The following is a 19,472-nucleotide window of genomic DNA, read 5'->3' as shown; positions in this document are numbered from 1 at the left end:
GCGCGCTGGTGGGCACGCGCAGCGTGACGGAGTTCAACTACCGCATCGACGACGCCGAGCGCGCGCACATCTTCGTGGGCGTGCAGATCCGCAACCGGGGCGAGTCGGCGCAGATCGCGCAGGCGTTTGTGGAGCACGGCTTTGCGAGCGTGGACCTCACGGCCGACGAACTGTCGAAGCAGCACATCCGCTACATGGTGGGCGGGCGCTCGCCGCTGGCGCACGACGAGCGGCTGTTCCGCTTCGAATTTCCGGAGCGGCCGGGCGCGCTGATGCGCTTCCTGTCGTCGATGGCGCCGGAGTGGAACATCAGCCTGTTCCACTACCGCAACCAGGGCGCGGACTACAGCTCGATCCTCGTGGGCATTCAGGTGCCGGGCGCCGACGATGCAGAATTCCGGCGCTTTCTCGCGACGCTCGGCTATCCGCACTGGGAAGAGACGCAGAATCCGGCTTACCGGTTGTTTCTCGCGTAATCGTCCTAATCATCGTAATCCGTGCAAGGGGCCGCCAACGTGGGCGTTTCGCTCTCCGACAAACTCGTCGTCGCCATCTCGTCGCGCGCCCTCTTCGATTTCGAGGAGGAAAACCGCGTCTTCGAGGCCGGCGACCTCGCGGCCTACGAGGCGTTACAGCGCGCGCGGCTGAACGTGCCCGCGCAGCCCGGCGTCGCGTTCGCGCCGATCCGCAAGCTGCTTGCGCTCAACGACGGCGCGCATCGCGTCGAAGTGGTGATCCTCTCGCGCAGCGATCCGATCAGCGGTTTGCGGGCGTTCAGTTCGTGCCGCGAGCACGCACTCGAAATCCAGCGTGGCGTGTTCACGCGCGGACGCGCGCCCTGGGCGTACCTGAAGCCGCTCAATGCGTCGCTATTTCTTTCGGCCAACCAGGATGACGTGCGCGATGCGCTCGCCGCCGGGTTTCCTGCCGCACGCGTGTTTCCGCGCGTCGATACGGATTCCGCGGATTCGGCGACAATGGCGCGTGGCGACGCGAACGAAATTCGCATTGCATTCGACGGCGATGCCGTGCTTTTTTCCGACGAAGCCGAGCAGATCTTCCAGCGCGAGGGCCTGGGCGCCTTCGTGAGCCACGAGCGCGACAACCGCGAACTGCCGCTTGCGCAAGGCCCGCTCAAGCCGCTGCTCGAAGCGCTCCACCGCCTGCAAAAGCTGGCGGGCGCGAATAGTACCAATGGTGCGAATGGGGCGAATGGTGCGAATACGCAGATGCGCATCCGCACGGCACTCGTCACCGCGCGCTCGGCGCCGGCGCACGAGCGCGCCATCCGCACGTTGATGGCATGGAACATCGAAATCGACGAGGCGATGTTCCTCGGCGGACTCGACAAAGGCCCGTTCCTGCGCGAGTTCGAACCCGATTTTTTCTTCGACGACCAGATCCGCCACTGCGAATCGGCCAGCTCGGTCACGGCGACCGGGCACGTGGCGAGCGGCGTGGCCAATAAGGCAACGCCGATGGCAAACCCGGCAGCAACGCCGGTGATAACCCCGGCAGCAACCCCTGCAGCAACCGTAACCAGCGCATCATGACTCCAGACCAATCTCCGCTCGGCAAGCCCGCCGCCTACACCGAACAGTACGACGCCTCACTGCTGTTCCCGATTCCGCGCGCGCTCGCACGCGAAGCGATCGGCATCGGTGAGCAACTGCCCTTCTTCGGCACCGATATCTGGAACGCCTACGAGCTTTCGTGGCTGAACGCGCGCGGCAAGCCGCAGATCGCAATCGCGACGTTCTTCATCCCCGCCGATTCGCCGAATATCGTCGAGTCGAAGTCGTTCAAGCTCTATCTGGGCTCGTTCGCGCAGACGAAGCTCGATTCCGCCGAGGCCGTGCGCGATCTACTCAAGCGCGATGTTTCGGCGGCCTGCGGCGCAACGGCGTCGGTGCGGCTCGACCAGCCGGGCGGTTTTCACAAGATTCAGTTCGAGGAATTCGAAGGTCTCTCGCTCGACCGTCTCGATCTCGAAGCCGAGGTCTATCAGCCGGAGCCGTCGCTGCTCACCGCCGCGTTCAACGAAGCGCCGGTCGAAGAGACGCTGATCTCGAATCTGTTGAAGTCGAACTGCCCCGTGACGGGCCAGCCCGACTGGGGCAGCGTCCAGATCCATTACGTCGGGCCGCAGATCGACCAGGCCGGGCTCCTGCGCTACATCATTTCGTACCGCAATCACACGGGCTTTCACGAGCAATGCGTCGAGCGCATGTTCGTGGACATCCTGCGCACCTGCAAACCGGACCGGCTCGCGATCTACGCGCGCTACACGCGCCGCGGCGGGCTCGACATCAATCCGTTCCGCACCAACTTCAACATGCCGATGCCGGACAATGCGCGGCTCGCTCGGCAATAACGCCAAGTCGTAACGCCAAATGAAAGAAAGCGCCCTTCCGGGCGCTTTCTTTCATGCAATCAGTGCGGCAGCTCGGCGGCGCCCATGCGCCGCGCAATCACCGCGGCGCGTTGCGCGAGCCAGGCCGAGTTGCGATGCGCGTCGAAGTACCTCGGGCGCGGCAGCATCACGGCAAGCCGCGCCGACTGCCAGGGCGTGAGCTTCGCGGCCGACGTGCGGAAGTAGTAATGCGCCGCCGCCTGCGCGCCATACACGCCGTTGCCCCACTCGACCGAATTCAGATAGATCTCGAAGATGCGCTCCTTGTCGAGCAGCGTTTCGAGCATCCACGTGATGATGAATTCCTGGCCCTTGCGGATATAGCTTTTCTCGCGCGACAGGAACAGGTTGCGCGCGAGTTGCTGCGTGATCGTCGAACCGCCGCGGACGATGTGTCCGCGCCGCTTGTTCTTTTCCCACGCCTCCAGGATCGCGTCGGTTTCGTAGCCGCTGTTGTTGACGAAGTTGGCGTCTTCGGACGCGATGATCGCGCGCTTGAGGCTGCGCGAAATCTCGCTGTAGGGCACCCACCGATGCTGGATCGAGAGATCGGGACGATCGGCGCCAAGGCGCGCCGCATCGGTGCGCATGAACGCCGTCGATTGAGGATCGATGAAATTCCAGGCCGCGATCTGCGCGAAGTAGAACGCCTGCAGCGCAATCCACGCGATGACGAACACGGCCACTGCGTACGCCGTCCAGCGCAGCATGCCCGGTCGTTTCGCGGCTTCGCGTTTCGGCATCGCGGTCCCGTTGCGCGTACGGCGCGCGTGCGGTGGCGTTAAGCCTGCGCCGCGAGCTGCGCGCGCAACGCGGCCAGCACCGGCGCGCTGTCGGGACGCACGCCGCGCCAGATGTAGAACGATTCGGCGGCCTGCTCCACCAGCATGCCGAGTCCGTCCGCCGCGCGCGCGCCGAGCGCCTGCGCGTGGCGCATGAACACGGTCGGCTGCGCGCCGTACATCATGTCGTAGGCGAGCGACCCTGCGCCGAACGCACGCTCGTCGCATTCCGGCAGCGCGGCGTCGAGACTGCTCGCCGTCGCATTGACGATCACATCGTAGGGCGCCGGATCGAGCGCACGCGGACCGCCGCCGTTGATGAGGCAACCGGCCTCGGCCGCCGCCGCGCCGAACTGGGCGATCAGTTCGTGCGCCTTCGCAGCCGTGCGATTGACGATGGTGATCTCGCGCGGGGCGCGTTCGAGCATCGGCAGCACGACGCCGCGCGCCGCGCCGCCCGCGCCGAGCAGCAGCACGCGCGCGCCCTTGAAGGCCACGCCGAGATTCGCTTCGATGTCACGCACGAGGCCGAAGCCGTCGGTGTTGTCGCCGAAGATGCCGTCGGCGTCGAAGCGCAGCGTGTTGACCGCGCCCGCCGCCGCCGCGCGCGCCGAGAGCCGGTGCGCGAGCGCGTGCGCTTCGAGCTTGAACGGGACGGTCACGTTCAGCCCGCGGCCGCCCGCGGCCTTGAATGCATTGACTTCTGCGACGAAACCGTCGAGCGGCGCGAGCAGGCGTCCGTATTCGATGTGCTCGCCGGTTTGTGCGGCGAACTGCGCGTGGATGGCGGGCGACTTGCTGTGCGCGATCGGATTGCCGATCACGGCGTAGCGGTCAACCCCTGCGTCCGCCTGTGCGCCGCCGGTGCTCATTCGCGGGTCTCCGCTGCGTGTTGGACGTGTTGGGCCTGTTGTCCGTTCGCCTCGACCGGGGCCTCGGCTTCGGCAGCGGCGTCGGTGGCAACTTCGTCGGCGCCTTCCGGCACATCCGACTCGGCCAGCGCTTCGGCTTCGCTTTGCGCCGAGGCATCGGCGGCTTCGATCAGTTCTTCTTCCTCGCCCTCTTCCTCTTGCGCTTCGGTGCCGCTCGTCACGACCGGCGCATCGAGCACGCGCAGCATGCGCACCGACGCCTCGATGGTCAGCTCGTCGATCGACATCACTTCGAGCAGCACGCGCGTGCCGCGCGCATGCACGCCGAGCGCGGGCACGTGCATGATCAACGGCACTTCCTCGAAGCGCACGAGGTCGTCCTTCACCACGGTCGCGGCGAATTCGCGACGGTCTTCCTGCTGGAGCCAGCGCAGGCACCAGAAGTACTCCATGCGGCGCTGATAATCGGCATAGGCCGTATACGTCTCGTCGAAGCCCTGCACGACCGCGAAAAGATCGGCGTCCTTGGGCTTGAACGGTGCAGCGAGCTTCGCGGCGACGCCGTGCTCGACGCACGCGAGCAGCTGCCACTGGTTCACGAGGTCGACGTAGCGGCGCAGCGGCGACGTGCTCCACGCGTACTGCGCGACGCCGAGCCCTTCGTGCGGCGCCGCGCTCGTCTGCATGCGCGTACGCTTCGGGCCGCTCGGAGCGCCGAACGCGCGCTGCGAGCGATAGATGCCCGGCACGCCGTGATCGTGCAGGAACGCGCCCCACGTCGAATTCGCGAGGATCGCGAGTTCGGCGACGATCAGATCGAGCGGCGAACCGCGGCGGCGCGGCGTGATCGTGACGTGCTCGCCGTCCACGTAGAAGTTGAAGTCGGTATTGCGCTGCACTTCGCGGCGCAGGCCGTAGCCCGCGCGCGCCTGCTGGCGCTTTTCGAAGAGCGCCTGGGCGAACGGCCACAGCACGGCGATGTCGTCCTTGTGCGGATACTCGCCGCTGCCGGCCGCCAGCGTCTCTTCGGTGACGAGTTCGTCGAGCGTGTTGTGGCGCAGGTTGTTCTTCACGAACACGCGCTCGGCGCGCGTCTCGGTCGCGACGATGTCCTGCGTCTCGCGATTCACGATGCAGTAAAGCGACAGCGCCGGACGCACGCCGCCTTCCTTGAGCGTGAACGCATCGACGAAATCGTCGGGCAGCATCGTGATCTTGTCGCCGGGCATGTAGACGGTCGACAGGCGCGTGCGCGCGATCGTGTCCGCCATGTCGCCGCGCTGGATGCCGAGCGCCGGTGCCGCGATGTGAACGCCGATGCGCACGCGGCCATCGGCGAGATGCTCGATCGAGAACGCGTCGTCGATTTCGGTCGTCGTCACGTCGTCGATGGAGAACGCCTCGACCTGCGCTTCAGGCAGATCCTCGGGCAGCGCGCCCACGGCGACCGCCGGGAAGCCCGTGCCGTGCGGGAAGAATTCCGCGAGGAAGCGCGCTTCGTGCAGCGCGCGCGGCGACGCGATGCCGCCGCATTCGAGCATCAGGCGCGGCATCGAAATCCCGCGCGCGGCAGCGGCCGCTTCGAGCGCCTTGTACTCGATGGTGTTCTTGTCCGGCTTCGTGAGCAGGCCGAGCGCCTTGCCCTTGAGTGCCTCGGGCAGCTTGCCCGCCTTCAGTTCCTCTTCATAGCCCGCCTGCACGAGCGCCTGCTGACGCTTGCGCTCCAGCGAAGCGAGCGCCATCTTCAACTGCTCTTCGGGCGCGCGCTGGTACTGGCCGCGGCCCTTGCGGCGAAAGTAGACGGGCGAGCCGTGCAGGCACAGCACGAGCGCGGCACGCTCGACCGCGCTCTGGTGTTCGCCGAAGTATTCGGCGGCGAGCGCCGTGAAGGCGAACTCGTCCGCGGGCGCGCATTCCCACAGAAAGTCGAGGTCGATCTCCTGCGCGGCGGCGTCCGCCTGCTCCATCAACTCGCCGGCGGCGGGCTTTTCGAATTCGATCAGCACGTCCTTCGCGCGTACCTTCGCACGGCGTCCGCCCGGCAATTCGACCTGAAACGCATCGCCCTGGCGCGACAGCACGCTGCCTGCCTTGAAACTGCCCGATTCCTCAAAGAAAACGTTCACTCAATACTCTCGTTCAGACTTGCATGGACCGCCCACGCCGTACGTCGTACGCCGCAGCGGTGCCGTATACATATAGGCGTTCGCACGCGGCGCGAAGCCTTCACATGGGATGCGTCAGGGCGCGTCGCACCAGGCGATCACGTCGTCGACATAGTCGGCGAATTCGCTGATGCCGTGGTCGCTGCCCTCGATCAGCTTCGTGTGCACGCCCGGATAGTGGGCGAGCATTTCACGATAGTCGAGTACCTCATCGCCGGTGGCGGCGATCAGATAGTAGCGCGCGGGCTGCGTCACCGACGCGATGGCCAGCGCGCGCAATTCGTCCAGATGGCGCGGCTCGACGACGATACTGCCGCCGCCGTGCCAGAGCGGCTGCTCGCCGAGATACTTCGACAGATCGCGGTCGGGCACCACTGCAGGGTTCAGGAGCGCGGCGCGCCAGCCGTGCTGCTCGGCGAGCCAGGTCGCGAAATAGCCGCCGAGCGAGCTGCCGATCAGCGTCACACGCTCGCCCGGCTTCAGGCGTTCGCGGATTTCGCGCCCGGCGAGCGCGACGGCCTCGGCGGGCGACACCGGCAGCATCGGGCAGAACCATTCGTCGGCGCGGCCCAGTGCGGCGAGGCGCGCCGCGAGAAGCTTCGCCTTGAACGATTCCGGCGACGAGCGAAAGCCATGCAGATAGACGATCACGCGGCGCTCCGTGCCGAAAGCGCATCGAGCAGCTTCTGATGCACGCCGCCGAAGCCGCCGTTGCTCATGACGAGCACCTGGTCGCCCGGGCGCGCAGCGGCAACCACTGCCTTCACGAGCGCGTCGAGATCGTGGAATGCCTGCGCCTTGCCGCCGAGCGGTGCGAGCGCACCGGCGAGATCCCAGCCGAGCGCATCCTTGCCCGCCGGTGCACCGTAACCGAATACGAGGTCGGCGTCGGCGAGGCTTGCGGGCAATTGCGCCTTCATCACGCCGAGCTTCATCGTGTTCGAGCGCGGTTCGAGCACGGCGAGAATGCGCGTGTTGTCGCGTCCCACGCGGGTTCGCAACCCGGCGAGGGTCGTCTCGATTGCGGTCGGATGGTGCGCGAAATCGTCGTAGATCGTCACGCCGTCCACGCTGCCGCGCACTTCCATGCGGCGCTTCACGTTGCGGAACGTCGCGAGCGACTGCGCCGCCTGCGCGGGCGGCACGCCGACGCTGCGCGCGGCGGCAATCGCCGCCAGCGCGTTCAGGCGGTTGTGGTCGCCCTGAATCTGCCAGTCGACCACGCCCGCGCGCTCGCTGTGGTGATAGACGGCGAAGCGTTCGTCGACGGGAACGCCGTCTTCGGCGGGCAGCGCCTGCCAGCCGCCATCGACGCCGAAACGCTCCACCTCGCTCCACACGCCGCGCGTGAGCACGCGCTCGAGTGCATCCGAGCGGCCGTTCGTGACGATGCGGCCGATGCCGGGAATCGTGCGCACGAGGTGATGAAACTGCGTCTCGATCGCGGCGAGATCGGGAAAAATGTCGGCGTGATCGTATTCGAGGTTGTTCAGCACGGCCGTGCGCGGGCGGTAATGGACGAATTTCGAGCGCTTGTCGAAAAACGCGGTGTCGTATTCGTCGGCTTCGATCACGAAGAAGCTCGAATCGGTGAGCCGCGCCGAGACGCCGAAGTTCAGCGGCACCCCGCCGATCAGGAAGCCGGGATTCAGGCCCGCGTCTTCGAGCAGCCATGCGAGCATCGATGTCGTCGTGGTCTTGCCGTGCGTGCCCGCGACCGCGAGCACCCACTTGTCGCGCAGCACGTGGTCGCCGAGCCACTGCGGCCCCGACGTGTACGGCAGCCCGCGGTTGAGGATCTCCTCCATGAGCGGATTGCCGCGCGACACGACGTTGCCGATCACGTAGAGATCGGGGTTCAGATCGGTCTGGCTGGCGTCGTAGCCCTCGATGAGGCGAATGCCCTGCGCTTCGAGCTGGGTGCTCATCGGCGGATAAACCCCCGCATCGCAGCCGGTCACGGTGTGGCCTGCGCTGCGCGCGAGCACCGCGAGACCGCCCATGAACGTGCCGCAGATGCCGAGGATATGGATGTGCATAAGCCTGTCGCGCCGCGCGGGCGTCGGGAAACGGGTTATCTGGATGGGGAACGCGAAGACGGCGGCGCGGTTCGCCCCGCACCGCCACAACGAAGGACGCTATTGTACCCGAGCGCGCGAGGCGCACTGCGCCGCTTTCCCTGACAGCGCAAGGTCCACACAGCATTCTCTAGTATGATGGATGGATGGTTCGCAGATCACATTTCGATCCGCAACGCGTGCGCGAGGAAATCGCCATCGCGGCAGCACGGATGATCGCCGAGGACGGGCTCGACTACGCAAGCGCCAAACGCAAGGCGGCGCGGCAGGTCGCCGGGGATGCGCGCATCGAAAGCGCCTGGCTGCCCGACAACGATCAGATCGAAGAAGAGATCCGCGAATATCAGGCTCTCTTTCAGGGCGAAAGCCAGCCGTTGGTGCTGCGGCGCCTGCGCGAAGTCGCGCTCGACTGGATGCGCCGGCTCGGCGCGTTCAACCCGTTCGTCACGGGCGCCGTGCTCAACGGTACGGCGGGCGCGCATTCCGACATCCATCTGCAGATCTTCTGCGACAACCCGAAAGACGTCGCCATCTGGCTCCTTAACGCGAATGTGCAATACGACGTGTCCGAGACGCGCCATTTTGCCGCCCGCGGCTACGTGGAGACGCTGAGCTTTATGTACCGGGCATCGCGCGATGAGGAACCTGTGGGCATCCATGTTGCTCTCTATGACACCGACGACCTGCGCGGCGCCGTGCGTGCCGACCTGCGAGGCCGTCTGCCGCGCGCGAACGCCCAGGCGCTCCAGGCGCTGATCGACGAGAGCGGCGCGACAACCCCGGCCCAATGATCTCGTCAGCCTTATTGATAACCTTTAACAGCACGATCTACGGATTTCAGGCGCACCGATGAACTCAAAGCGGATTCTGGTCACACTCGCGGTCGTTGCGGTCGCTGTCGGCGGCGGCATTGCGGCCGGTTACTGGACACGCGGCGGCAATTCGGACGCAAGCGCGGGCGCAGGCGCGGCCGCGGCCAACGCGGCGGCGACGGTGAACCCGCAGGAGGCGCTCGGCAAGCTCTGGAGTGCAGCGGTCACCACGCCCGACGGCCAGCCCCAGTCGCTCGCGGCCTACAAGGGCCGGCCGATCGTCGTGAACTTCTGGGCCTCGTGGTGCGGACCGTGCGTCGCGGAGATGCCGGAGCTGTCCGCCCTGCAGCGCGAATACGCGAAGAAGGGCATCCAGTTCGTCGGCCTCGGCGTCGATTCCAGCACCAACGTCAAAGCTTTCCTTCAAAAAGTGCAGGTCGACTACCCCGTCTACGTGGCCGGATTCGGCGGCGCCGATGTCGCACGCGCGTTCGGCAACTCGGTCGGCGGCTTGCCCTACACGGTCGTAATCGATGCGAACGGCACCGTACGCGCGACAAAATTAGGCCAAATCAAACCAGACGAACTTCGTCACACGCTCGACGCACTTTGACGCGGCAGAACAATTGACCGGGCCTTAGGCGCCGTACGGCACTTTTTGCTGCGTCTTTTATGCGTTTTGGCGGGAGATCAGGGCCGCTGTCGGACGTCAGCCGATCCCGGGGCCATATCAGTCGCTCGGAAAACTAGACAAATTTCTCTAATCAGCGCTAAAGTTCGCGCAATTCCACAGAAAAAGAAGCGACCATGACGAGACTGCTGGTTCTGCACGGCCCCAACCTCAACCTTCTCGGCACCCGGGAACCTGAGGTGTACGGGCGCGTGACGCTCCCGCAGATCGATCAGGCACTCGCCAAACACGCCGCGGATGCGGGCGTCGAGCTCGCGACTTTCCAGAGCAATCACGAAGGGGCGCTCGTCGACCGGATTCAGGCCGCACGCGCCGAACAGATCGATTTCATCCTGATCAACCCGGCTGCGTACACGCACACGAGCGTGGCGATCCGGGACGCGCTGGCTGGCGTCGGCATTCCGTTCGTCGAGATTCACCTGTCGAATGTGCATCGCCGCGAAGCCTTCCGGCATCACTCGTATTTCTCCGACCTGGCCGAAGGCGTTATCTGCGGCCTCGGCTGGAAGGGTTATCTGTACGCGCTCGAATTCGCGCTTGACCGGCTTGCCGCCGCCAAGGGCGCCTGATTCGCGGGTCGGATAACCGACGCACTCTGACAGACAACACTAATCCCGTGCCGGCGCGCGCGTCCGGCACTCACGTATTCAAAGGGGCTGCACCATGGATCTACGTAAGCTGAAGACTCTGATCGACCTCGTCTCCGAATCGGGCATCTCGGAACTCGAAGTCACCGAGGGCGAAGGCAAGGTGCGTATCGTCAAAAATGCGCCGCCGGTGTACGTCCAGCCGGCAGCCCAGTACGCGGCGCCGGCCCCCGGGCAGTTCGCGGCGCCGCTCGCCGCGCCGGGCCAGGCCGCTGAAGGCGCAGCCGCTCCCGCCGCGCCGGCTGCACCGCAGGGCCACGTCGTGACCTCGCCGATGGTCGGCACGTTCTACCGCGCACCGTCGCCGGGCGCCGATCCGTTCGTCCAGGTCGGCGACACGGTCAAGGAAGGTCAGACGCTGTGCATCATCGAAGCGATGAAGCTGCTCAACGAAATCGAATCGGACATGGCCGGCGTGATCAAGGAAGTCCTCGTCGAGAACGGCCAGGCTGTCGAATACGGCCAGCCGCTCTTCGTGGTCGCTTAAAGCCATGCGCCAGGCGCGAGCGGCGTTGCCGCGCGCGCAGCGCATGAGTTGCCTGTGCCACCTGCGCCGCGTATGAGGCGCTCGCTTCGCGAGGCACGCGCGGCCGATCCTCTGAGGCGGCCCGCCAGAACCCCTTGCGGCGCCCATTGAAGAGTCGAATACCCACCATGTTTGAAAAAATCCTCATTGCCAATCGTGGCGAAATCGCGCTCCGCATCCAGCGCGCGTGCCGCGAACTCGGCGTCAAGACGGTCGTCGTCTATTCGGAAGCCGACAAGGAAGCCAAGTACGTCAGGCTCGCCGACGAGGCCGTCTGCATCGGCCCGGCGCCGTCGAACCTCAGCTACCTCAACATGCCGGCGCTCATCAGCGCGGCGGAAGTCACCGACGCCGAAGCGATCCACCCCGGCTACGGCTTCCTCTCCGAGAACGCGGACTTCGCCGAGCGCGTCGAGCAATCGGGCTTCACGTTCATCGGCCCGCGCCCGGAAACGATCCGCATGATGGGCGACAAGGTCACCGCGAAGCAGACGATGATCAAGACCGGCGTGCCGTGCGTGCCGGGCTCGGAAGGCGCGTTGCCCGACGATCCGAAGGAGATCGTCAAGATTGCGCGCGCAGTCGGCTATCCGGTCATCATCAAGGCCGCGGGCGGCGGCGGCGGACGCGGCATGCGCGTCGTGCACACGGAAGCGGCGCTCGTGAACGCGGTCAACATGACGCGCGAGGAAGCGGGCCGTGCGTTCGGCAATCCGCAGGTCTACATGGAGAAGTACCTCGAAAATCCGCGCCACATCGAAATCCAGGTGCTCTCGGATTCGTTTCGCAACGCCGTGTGGCTCGGCGAGCGCGACTGCTCGATGCAGCGCCGCCACCAGAAGGTGATCGAGGAAGCTCCGGCGCCCGGCATCGCGCGCCGCCTGCTCGACCGCATCGGCGACCGCTGCGCCGACGCCTGCAAGAAGATGGGCTACCTCGGCGCGGGCACGTTCGAATTCCTGTACGAGAACGGCGAGTTCTACTTCATCGAGATGAACACGCGCGTGCAGGTCGAGCACCCGGTCACCGAGCTGATCACCGGCATCGACATCGTGCAGGAACAGATCCGCATCGCCGCGGGCGAGAAGCTCTCGTTCCGCCAGCGCGACATCCAGCTGAAGGGTCACGCCATCGAGTGCCGCATCAACGCCGAAGATCCGTTCAAGTTCACGCCGTCGCCGGGACGTCTCACGTCGTGGCACATGCCGGGCGGCCCCGGCGTGCGCGTCGATTCGCATGCCTACAACGGCTATTTCGTGCCGCCGAACTATGATTCGATGATCGGCAAGCTGATTACCTACGGCGCGACGCGCGAGCAGGCGATCCAGCGTATGCGTATCGCGCTGTCTGAAATGGTGGTCGAAGGCATCCAGACCAACATCCCGCTGCACCGCGAGCTGATGCTCGACGCGAAGTTCGTCGAGGGCGGCACGAGCATCCACTACCTCGAAAACCGTCTGGCCGCGCGCCAGCAGGTTCAGAAGGAAGAAGCGTAATTCATGAGCTATCGCGAACTGATCGTCGAGCTGGATCGCAAGCGCGCCGAAGCACTCTCCGACGCGCTGATCGAACTCGGTGCGCTGTCGGTATCGGTGGAAGACGCCGACGCCGACACGCCCGACGAACAGCCGCTCTTCGGCGAGCCGGGCCTCACGCCCGAGCGCACGGCATGGCAGCACTCGCGCGTGATCGCGCTGATCGGCGACGATCAGGATCCGGCGGTGCTGCTCGCGGCGGCAGCGAACGAAGTCGGCCTCGCTGAAACGCCGACGTTCGCGCTGCGCGAAGTCGAAGAGCAGGACTGGGTGCGGCTCACGCAATCGCAGTTCGCGCCGATCCAGATCGGCGAGCGCATCTGGGTCGTGCCGTCATGGCACGATGCGCCCGATCCCGATGCGCTCGTGCTCGAACTCGATCCGGGTCTTGCGTTCGGCACCGGCAGCCATCCCACCACGCGTCTGTGCATGGAGTGGCTCGAACAGAACGTGAAGCCGGGCGCTTCGCTGCTCGACTACGGCTGCGGCTCGGGCATCCTCGCGATTCTCGCGAAGAAGTGCGGCGCCCATCCCGTGATCGGCATCGACATCGATCCGCAGGCCGTCGAATCGGCACGCCAGAACAGCGCGCGCAATCACGCCGATGTCACCTACGGCCTGCCCGACGACTGCCCGCCGGGCGAATTCGACATCGTCGTCGCGAACATTCTTTCGAACCCGCTGAAGCTCATGGCGTCGATGCTCTCGTCGCGCGTGAAGCCGGGCGGACGCCTCGCGCTGTCAGGCATCCTCGCACGCCAGGCGGAGGAAGTCGCGCGCTTCTACGAGCCGTGGATCGACATCTCGGTCTGGCGCGAACACGAAGGCTGGGTGTGCCTCGCAGGCACGCGGCGCGGCTAACCGCTGAATGCCAGTAGAATGACGGGTATCGCCAACTGTACGGCCTACCCGGATCCACAGCCCACATGCTCCTGGCAACGCGCTGCCCATTCTGCGAAACCGTCTTCCGAATCCAGCCCGCGCAGCTCGCCACGCGGCGCGGCCTTGTGCGCTGCGGCCACTGTCAGGAGACGTTTGACGCGTCGGGCAGCCTGTTCGACGTGCCAGTGGGCGGCGATTTCGCCAGTGCCGTACCCGTTGCCGCCGACGTCGTTGCGGGCCTGACTTCAGCGCAGCCCGCGCCCGCCGCCGTGCATCCGCCGGAAGGCTCGCCTGCGGCGAGCCGGCCAACCGGTACACCCGGTACACCCGGTACACCCGGCGGGCGCGACTTCGCGAACCCCGGATGGGATCCGTGGGCGCCGCGCGCGGACACTCATATCGACGACCGCTTCCTCTACAACGCCGAGCATCTGCCGTCGTCCGCACTGACGCCAGGCGTCACGCCGACGATCGTGCACGGCCCCGCCGAGCCGCACCTCCCGCCCGAACCGCCAGCGGACACAGGTGCTGCACAAGCAGCGGCTGCCGCGCACCGGCGAGAAGTCGCACCCGATCTCACCGAACCGACCCTTTCGGCGAACGAAGCATCGTCCGCGCGCACCGGCGCGCCTGATCCCGTGCTGCCGGGCGCTGCCGCCGCAGCAGCAGCCGCCGCGGCCGCATCCGCTCAGCCCGGCTTCAGCGCGCTTTCACCGGATGAAGGCGCCGCACCGTTCGCCGTCACCCGCGAAGCGCCCGCACGCGGGTCGCGCCGCACGGGCTGGCGCATCGTCGGCGCGCTGCTCGCGCTTGTCCTGCTCGCGCTGCTCGCAGCTCAGGTTGCCTGGTGGATGCGCGAAACCGTGATGGTCAATTGGCCCGCCTCGCAGCGGTTCTATGTGCAGGCGTGCGAGCAACTCGGCTGCCGCGTGCTGCCGCCGCGCGACATCGACGGCCTCCAGGTCGAGCCGTCCGATCTGCGCCAGGTCGACGATCCGCACCATCTCGAACTGAAGGTGCCGCTGCGCAATCACTTCGACGTGGCGCTCGCGTATCCGGCCATCGAACTCACGCTGCTCGACCGTCAGAACAACGTGGTCGTGCGCCGCGTGCTGTGGCCGCAGGATTACGTCGCGCCCGGCACGCGTATCGAGGCGGGCCTGCCCGCTCGCACCACGCAGACGATCGTCGTGCGGCTCGACACCGGCACGGTCGTCGCATCGAACTTCCGCATCGAGATCTTTTATCCCTGATGCGCGTTCCCTCGGCGCGAGCCGCTATCGCGCGGCTCGCGCGCTCCCTGCGCCCGGCGCTGCCGGGTGCGTCTTTCGTTGCTACATGAACCTCCGGAGAGCACATCATGAGTCAAGTCACGCTGGGTGGTAACCCGATCGACGTCGCGGGTCCGTTCCCGACTGCCGGGCAGAAAGCACCGGCATTCTCGCTCGTCGGCAAGGACCTGAAGCCCGTCTCGCTCGCCGACTTCGCGGGCAAGCGCAAGGTGCTCAACATCGTCCCGAGCCTCGACACGCCCGTCTGCGCCACCTCGACGCGCAAGTTCAACGAAGCCGCGGGCAAGCTCGACAACACGGTCGTCGTCGTGATCTCGGGCGATCTGCCGTTCGCGGCTGCGCGCTTTTGCACGACCGAAGGCATCGACAACGTCGTCACGGCCTCGACTTTCCGCGGCCATGACTTCGCCCAGGCGTACGGCGTCGATGTAACGAGCGGCCCGCTCACCGGCCTGACCGCGCGCGCGGTGGTCGTCATCGATGCGAACGACAAGGTCGTCTACGCCGAGCGCGTGGCCGAAATCAAGAACGAACCGAACTACGACGCTGCGCTCGCAGCACTGAAGTAATCTGGCAGCCGCGCGCCGCCGCCCTGCATGTGCAGTGCGCGACGTGCGGCTTTCTCAACTCTCTCCACGCCCTACAGGAATTCCAGCTTTGGCTACGCTGATTTGCGGCTCGCTCGCCTACGACAACATCATGACCTTCGAAGGTCGCTTCCGGGAGCACATCCTGCCCGAACAGGTGCACATCCTGAACGTGAGCTTCCTCGTGCCGACGATGCGCCGCGAATTCGGCGGCTGCGCGGGCAACATCGCCTACTCGCTGCATCTGCTCGGCGGCGATGCGCGCATCATGGCGACGCTCGGCGGCGCCGACGCGCAACCCTACCTCGACCGCCTCGACACGCTCGGCCTGTCGAAGGCGCACGTGCGTGTACTGCCCGACACGTGGTCGGCGCAGGCCATGATCACGACCGACCTCGAGAACAACCAGATCACCGCATTCCACCCGGGCGCGATGATGCAGTCGCACCTGAACCGCGCCGATGAAGCGCCCGGCATCAAGCTCGGCATCGTCGCGCCGGACGGCTTCGACGGCATGGTCCAGCACGTCGAGCAGATGGCCGCCGCGGGCGTGCCGTTCATCTTCGATCCGGGCCAGGGTCTGCCGCTCTTCGACGGTCCGTCGCTGCGGCACGCGATTGAACTTGCGACCTATGTCGCGGTCAACGACTACGAAGCCAACCTTGTCAGTCACCGCACCGGATGGTCGATCGAGGAAATCGCCAGCAAGGTCGATGCGCTGATCGTCACGCGCGGCGAGCACGGTTCGCAGATCTACCACGACGGCAGCGTCGAGGAAATTCCTCCGGTACAGGCTGCTCGCGTGCTGGATCCGACCGGTTGCGGCGACGCGTTCCGCGGCGGCCTGCTCTACGGCATCGAGAACGGTCTCGGATGGGCAACCGCCGGCCGGCTCGCCAGCCTGATGGGCGCGCTCAAGATCGAACATCTTGGTCCGCAGACCTACGCGCCCACGCGCTCGCAGATCAATGAACGGTTCAGGCAGGCGTTCGGATACGAACTGCCGAATTGAACCCGGGCCCCACGCGAGGGCCTTTGAGAATGCCGTTGAGAATGCGGTTGAGAACTACGGGGTATCAGAATAATGAATCGTCCAATTGTTGCAGTTCTGATCGCAGGCTCGCTTGCGGTCACGGGGTGTGCGTATAACAGCAGTTCCGCCAACGTCTACACGGCGTCGCAAGCGCAGCGCGAGGCCACGGTTCGCATGGCTACGGTCGAAAGCGTGCGTGTCGTGAAGATCAGCTCGAACGACGGCCAGCCGAGCGGCCTGGGCGCCATCGGCGGCGGTGCGCTCGGCGCGGTGGCCGGCAGCGCGATCGGCGGCGGGCGCGGTTCGATCGTCACAGGCATCATTGGCGGCATTGCGGGTGCGGTGGCCGGCAACGCGGCGGAAAACGGTCTCGCGATGCACGACGGCCTCGAGATCACGGTGCGCCTCGACACCGGCGATATGCGTGCGATCACGCAGACCGCCACCGGCGAAGTCTTCAACGCCGGAGACCGCGTACGGCTGCTCTCGAGCGGCGGCGTCACCCGCGTCACGCACTAAAACAGCGACACCGATTTCCCCTGTACCGCGAAAGGCGCCTCTCGCCACACGCGGAACCTCAGGCGCATGTGCTCCCCTGTGCATGCGCCTTTTTTCATGCCTGAGCACGGGCGTTCGCGCCGATGAGGGGCGAAAAAAATCCCGTCGCGGGCATGCCCTGCGACGGGATCTGCATCGGGCCGAATCTGCCCGAAGCGCAAAGCGCGCGATGCGCGCCTCGCCTGGTACTGCGTATTACGGACGGCTGCCGGTCGGGAACGGCCATGCTGCGGCCGGGTTCAGGGCAGTCTTCACGGCTGCTGCGGGAGCGGCCGGTTGCGCAGCAGCAGGGGCAGCGGGTGCGGGCGCGGCGGCGGCCTTCCTGGCAGCAGCCTTCTTCGCCGGGGCCTTCTTCGCAGCGGCCTTCTTCGCAGGTGCAGCCTTCCTGGCAGGCGCAGCCGGCTTGGCGGGCGCAGCCTTCTTCGCAGCGGCCTTCTTCGCGGGCGCTGCCTTCTTGGCGGGCGCAGCCTTCTTCGCAGCGGCCTTCTTCGCCGGCGCAGCCTTCTTCGCAGCGGCCTTCTTCGCCGGTGCAGCCTTCTTAGCCGCGACCTTCTTTACCGCGACTTTCTTCGCTGCAACCTTCTTCGCTGCGGCCTTCTTCGCCGGTGCAGCCTTCTTCGCTGCGACCTTCTTCACGGCGACTTTCTTCGCTGCAACCTTCTTGGCCGCGACTTTCTTCGCTACGACCTTCTTGGCTGCAACCTTCTTCACAGCAGCCTTCTTCGCCGGCGCGGCCTTCTTCGCAGCAACCTTCTTCACGGCGACTTTCTTCACGGCGACCTTCTTGACCGCTACTTTCTTCGCAGCAACTTTCTTTGCCGGAGCGGCTTTCTTCGCTGCGACTTTCTTCACTGCAGCCTTCTTGGCCGCCGGTTTCTTCTTGGCAGTAACCATTTTCTTCTCCTTCAGGTTCAGATGAGAGTCAGTTCAAACATCGCCCTTCGTCAAAACCCGCTTCCCGCGAACGCTTCTCAGGGCGCACGCTGCGAAGCGGGCTATTCATCGGCGTACGCTGATCCCGCGCGCTTACGCTAATGAATGCGGTAAGGCGCGCGATGCCCTTTGGCACCGCGCGCCATGTCAATCCGGCATCGGATACCGACGCCGGCCAACGTTCGTTGAAGACGCCGGCCACACGGCCCGCGCCTTTTTCCGGGGGGAAGTTTGCCCATCCCTCTGAAGGGTTCGCAAAGTGCCAGTCATATCGGTGAGCCGCCAGGGCTCGGGGCACGCTTTGCATCAGGCGTTCCTGCTCCTAATCATCTAGCCGGTACGCGCGCTTGCGCAAGCGCCGCCGGCATCCCCACAAAGACTTGATCGCGGTGCGTCCCGCTCACTCCCAGGACAGTGCACCGCCTGTCTGATATTCGATCACACGTGTCTCGAAGAAGTTACGCTCCTTCTTCAGGTCGATCATCTCGCTCATCCACGGGAACGGGTTTTCCTCGTTCGGGAACAGCGGATCGATACCGATCTGCTGGCAACGACGGTTGCTGATGAAGCGCAGATAGCCCTTGAACATCGCCGCGTTCAGACCGAGCACGCCACGCGGCATCGTGTCTTCCGCGTAGCGGTATTCGAGGTCGACCGCCTGCTTGAACAGATCAGCGATCTCTGCACGGAACGCGGGGGTCCACAGGTGCGGGTTCTCGAGCTTGATCTGGTTGATGAGGTCGATGCCGAAGTTGCAGTGCATCGACTCGTCACGCAGGATGTACTGATATTGCTCCGCCGCGCCAGTCATCTTGTTCTGGCGGCCAAGCGCGAGGATCTGGGTAAAGCCGACATAGAAGAACAGGCCTTCCATGATGCAGGCGAACACGATCAGCGACTTGAGCAGTTTCTGGTCGGCTTCGAGCGTGCCGGTCTTGAACGACGGATCCGTGAGCGTATGGATGAACGGGATCAGGAACTCGTCCTTGTCGCGGATCGACTTGACCTCGTGGTACGCGTTGAAGATCTCGCCTTCGTCCAGACCGAGCGATTCGACGATGTACTGGTAAGCGTGCGTGTGGATCGCCTCTTCGAACGCCTGGCGCAGCAGGAACTGGCGGCATTCGGGCGCCGTGATGTGGCGGTAGGTGCCCAGTACGATATTGTTCGCGGCGAGGGAGTCGGCGGTCACGAAGAAGCCGAGGTTGCGCTTGACGATGCGTCGCTCGTCGTCGGACAGACCGTTCGGGTCCTTCCAGAGCGCGATGTCGCGGGACATGTTGATTTCCTGCGGCATCCAGTGGTTCGCGCAGCCCGCCAGATATTTTTCCCAGGCCCACTTGTACTTGAACGGGACCAACTGGTTCACGTCGGTCTGACCGTTGATGATGCGCTTGTCGGCGACATTCACGCGCGCTTCGGAAGACACCGGCGCCGGAGGCGGCGGGGGAACTGCGAAGTCGCTGGAGAAAATATTTTCCGCCGTGGTTGCCTGAGGAGTGGAACGCAGACCGAACTGCACATCGGCAGCCGGGACAGCCTGGCCCGCGGCGTTACGCATCGTGTTTTGCTGCGCACCGCTCGACGGATTTACGGCCGTGATCTCGTCATCCCAGTTGAGCATAAATGTCACCATCAATTTAGATCGGTTTGTACCATCTTTTCG

General features: G+C 65.5%; 19 protein-coding genes and 2 pseudogenes. 13 read left to right on the top strand and 8 right to left on the bottom strand.

Annotated features, from left to right (window positions below; translation table 11 throughout):
- The 3 genes and pseudogenes from Q0L30_RS12865 to queF all read left to right on the top strand — a co-directional run.
- A pseudogene (locus Q0L30_RS12865) lies at positions 1 to 476 on the top strand (threonine ammonia-lyase, biosynthetic); the annotation flags it as partial.
- A gap of 39 nt (positions 477 to 515) precedes the next feature.
- Positions 516 to 1,472: pseudogene (locus Q0L30_RS12860) on the top strand (5'-nucleotidase); the annotation flags it as partial.
- Positions 1,473 to 1,549: 77 nt separating this feature from the next.
- A complete protein-coding gene (gene queF, locus Q0L30_RS12855; RefSeq protein WP_296655597.1) occupies positions 1,550 to 2,374 on the top strand; it encodes an NADPH-dependent 7-cyano-7-deazaguanine reductase QueF in 825 nt (274 codons plus the stop codon).
- A gap of 59 nt (positions 2,375 to 2,433) precedes the next feature.
- Here queF and mtgA read toward each other — a convergent pair whose 3' ends face one another.
- The 5 genes from mtgA to mpl form a co-directional block, all read right to left on the bottom strand.
- Entirely contained in the window at positions 2,434 to 3,156 is a 723-nt protein-coding gene (gene mtgA / locus Q0L30_RS12850) for a monofunctional biosynthetic peptidoglycan transglycosylase (RefSeq protein ID WP_296655594.1), read from the bottom strand.
- A gap of 38 nt (positions 3,157 to 3,194) precedes the next feature.
- A complete protein-coding gene (gene aroE, locus Q0L30_RS12845; RefSeq protein WP_296655591.1) occupies positions 3,195 to 4,067 on the bottom strand; it encodes a shikimate dehydrogenase in 873 nt (290 codons plus the stop codon).
- Complete coding sequence (locus Q0L30_RS12840) at positions 4,064 to 6,193, bottom strand: RNB domain-containing ribonuclease (protein WP_296655589.1); 2,130 nt, start codon at positions 6,191 to 6,193, stop codon at positions 4,064 to 4,066. The genes aroE and Q0L30_RS12840 overlap by 4 nt, the downstream gene beginning before the upstream one ends.
- A 114-nt stretch (positions 6,194 to 6,307) precedes the next feature.
- Complete coding sequence (locus Q0L30_RS12835) at positions 6,308 to 6,883, bottom strand: YqiA/YcfP family alpha/beta fold hydrolase (protein ID WP_296655586.1); 576 nt, start codon at positions 6,881 to 6,883, stop codon at positions 6,308 to 6,310.
- Entirely contained in the window at positions 6,880 to 8,271 is a 1,392-nt protein-coding gene (mpl, locus tag Q0L30_RS12830) for a UDP-N-acetylmuramate:L-alanyl-gamma-D-glutamyl-meso-diaminopimelate ligase (RefSeq protein WP_296655584.1), read from the bottom strand. Before mpl ends, Q0L30_RS12835 begins: the two co-directional genes overlap by 4 nt.
- A gap of 185 nt (positions 8,272 to 8,456) precedes the next feature.
- Between mpl and Q0L30_RS12825 the strand changes: the two genes are divergently transcribed.
- From Q0L30_RS12825 to Q0L30_RS12780, 10 genes are all read left to right on the top strand, one after another.
- Positions 8,457 to 9,101 carry a UDP-N-acetylmuramate--alanine ligase gene (locus Q0L30_RS12825; RefSeq protein ID WP_296655582.1) on the top strand — a complete coding sequence of 215 codons (645 nt, stop codon included), beginning with the start codon at positions 8,457 to 8,459 and terminating at the stop codon, positions 9,099 to 9,101.
- A 58-nt stretch (positions 9,102 to 9,159) separates the two neighbouring features.
- On the top strand, positions 9,160 to 9,735 hold the full coding sequence (locus Q0L30_RS12820) for a TlpA disulfide reductase family protein (RefSeq protein WP_296655580.1): 576 nt from the start codon (positions 9,160 to 9,162) through the stop codon (positions 9,733 to 9,735).
- Between the two features lie 194 nt (positions 9,736 to 9,929).
- Complete coding sequence (gene aroQ, locus Q0L30_RS12815; protein WP_296655577.1) at positions 9,930 to 10,382, top strand: type II 3-dehydroquinate dehydratase; 453 nt, start codon at positions 9,930 to 9,932, stop codon at positions 10,380 to 10,382.
- A gap of 94 nt (positions 10,383 to 10,476) precedes the next feature.
- Positions 10,477 to 10,947, top strand: coding sequence for an acetyl-CoA carboxylase biotin carboxyl carrier protein (gene accB / locus Q0L30_RS12810; protein ID WP_296655574.1), 471 nt, complete (start codon positions 10,477 to 10,479; stop codon positions 10,945 to 10,947).
- A gap of 167 nt (positions 10,948 to 11,114) precedes the next feature.
- Positions 11,115 to 12,482 (top strand): acetyl-CoA carboxylase biotin carboxylase subunit, encoded by a 1,368-nt coding sequence (gene accC, locus Q0L30_RS12805; RefSeq protein ID WP_296655572.1) that lies wholly within the window; start codon positions 11,115 to 11,117, stop codon positions 12,480 to 12,482.
- 3 nt (positions 12,483 to 12,485) lie between these two features.
- Positions 12,486 to 13,382, top strand: a complete 897-nt coding sequence (gene prmA, locus Q0L30_RS12800; RefSeq protein ID WP_296655570.1) for a 50S ribosomal protein L11 methyltransferase — start codon at positions 12,486 to 12,488, stop codon at positions 13,380 to 13,382.
- Between the two features lie 65 nt (positions 13,383 to 13,447).
- Positions 13,448 to 14,656 carry a zinc-ribbon and DUF3426 domain-containing protein gene (locus Q0L30_RS12795; RefSeq protein ID WP_296655567.1) on the top strand — a complete coding sequence of 403 codons (1,209 nt, stop codon included), beginning with the start codon at positions 13,448 to 13,450 and terminating at the stop codon, positions 14,654 to 14,656.
- 107 nt (positions 14,657 to 14,763) lie between these two features.
- Positions 14,764 to 15,264 (top strand): thiol peroxidase, encoded by a 501-nt coding sequence (tpx, locus tag Q0L30_RS12790; RefSeq protein WP_293034747.1) that lies wholly within the window; start codon positions 14,764 to 14,766, stop codon positions 15,262 to 15,264.
- A gap of 88 nt (positions 15,265 to 15,352) precedes the next feature.
- Positions 15,353 to 16,294, top strand: coding sequence for a carbohydrate kinase family protein (locus Q0L30_RS12785; protein WP_296655563.1), 942 nt, complete (start codon positions 15,353 to 15,355; stop codon positions 16,292 to 16,294).
- 63 nt (positions 16,295 to 16,357) lie between these two features.
- The gene (locus tag Q0L30_RS12780; RefSeq protein WP_296655603.1) at positions 16,358 to 16,834 is read left to right on the top strand and encodes a glycine zipper 2TM domain-containing protein; all 477 of its coding nucleotides are present in this window, start codon (positions 16,358 to 16,360) and stop codon (positions 16,832 to 16,834) included.
- Positions 16,835 to 17,068: 234 nt separating this feature from the next.
- Here the strand turns inward: Q0L30_RS12780 and Q0L30_RS12775 are convergent, their stop codons facing one another.
- The 3 genes from Q0L30_RS12775 to Q0L30_RS12765 form a co-directional block, all read right to left on the bottom strand.
- Positions 17,069 to 17,767 (bottom strand): histone H1-like DNA-binding protein, encoded by a 699-nt coding sequence (locus tag Q0L30_RS12775; RefSeq protein ID WP_296655560.1) that lies wholly within the window; start codon positions 17,765 to 17,767, stop codon positions 17,069 to 17,071.
- Positions 17,768 to 17,795: 28 nt separating this feature from the next.
- The gene (locus Q0L30_RS12770) at positions 17,796 to 18,113 is read right to left on the bottom strand and encodes a hypothetical protein (protein ID WP_296655557.1); all 318 of its coding nucleotides are present in this window, start codon (positions 18,111 to 18,113) and stop codon (positions 17,796 to 17,798) included.
- Positions 18,114 to 18,206: 93 nt separating this feature from the next.
- Complete coding sequence (locus Q0L30_RS12765; protein ID WP_296655556.1) at positions 18,207 to 19,430, bottom strand: ribonucleotide-diphosphate reductase subunit beta; 1,224 nt, start codon at positions 19,428 to 19,430, stop codon at positions 18,207 to 18,209.
- Positions 19,431 to 19,472 lie beyond the last annotated feature (42 nt).

Source organism: Paraburkholderia sp. (assembly GCF_024281035.1).
Lineage (GTDB): Bacteria > Pseudomonadota > Gammaproteobacteria > Burkholderiales > Burkholderiaceae > Paraburkholderia.
This window is presented reverse-complemented; position numbering and strand designations above follow the sequence as displayed.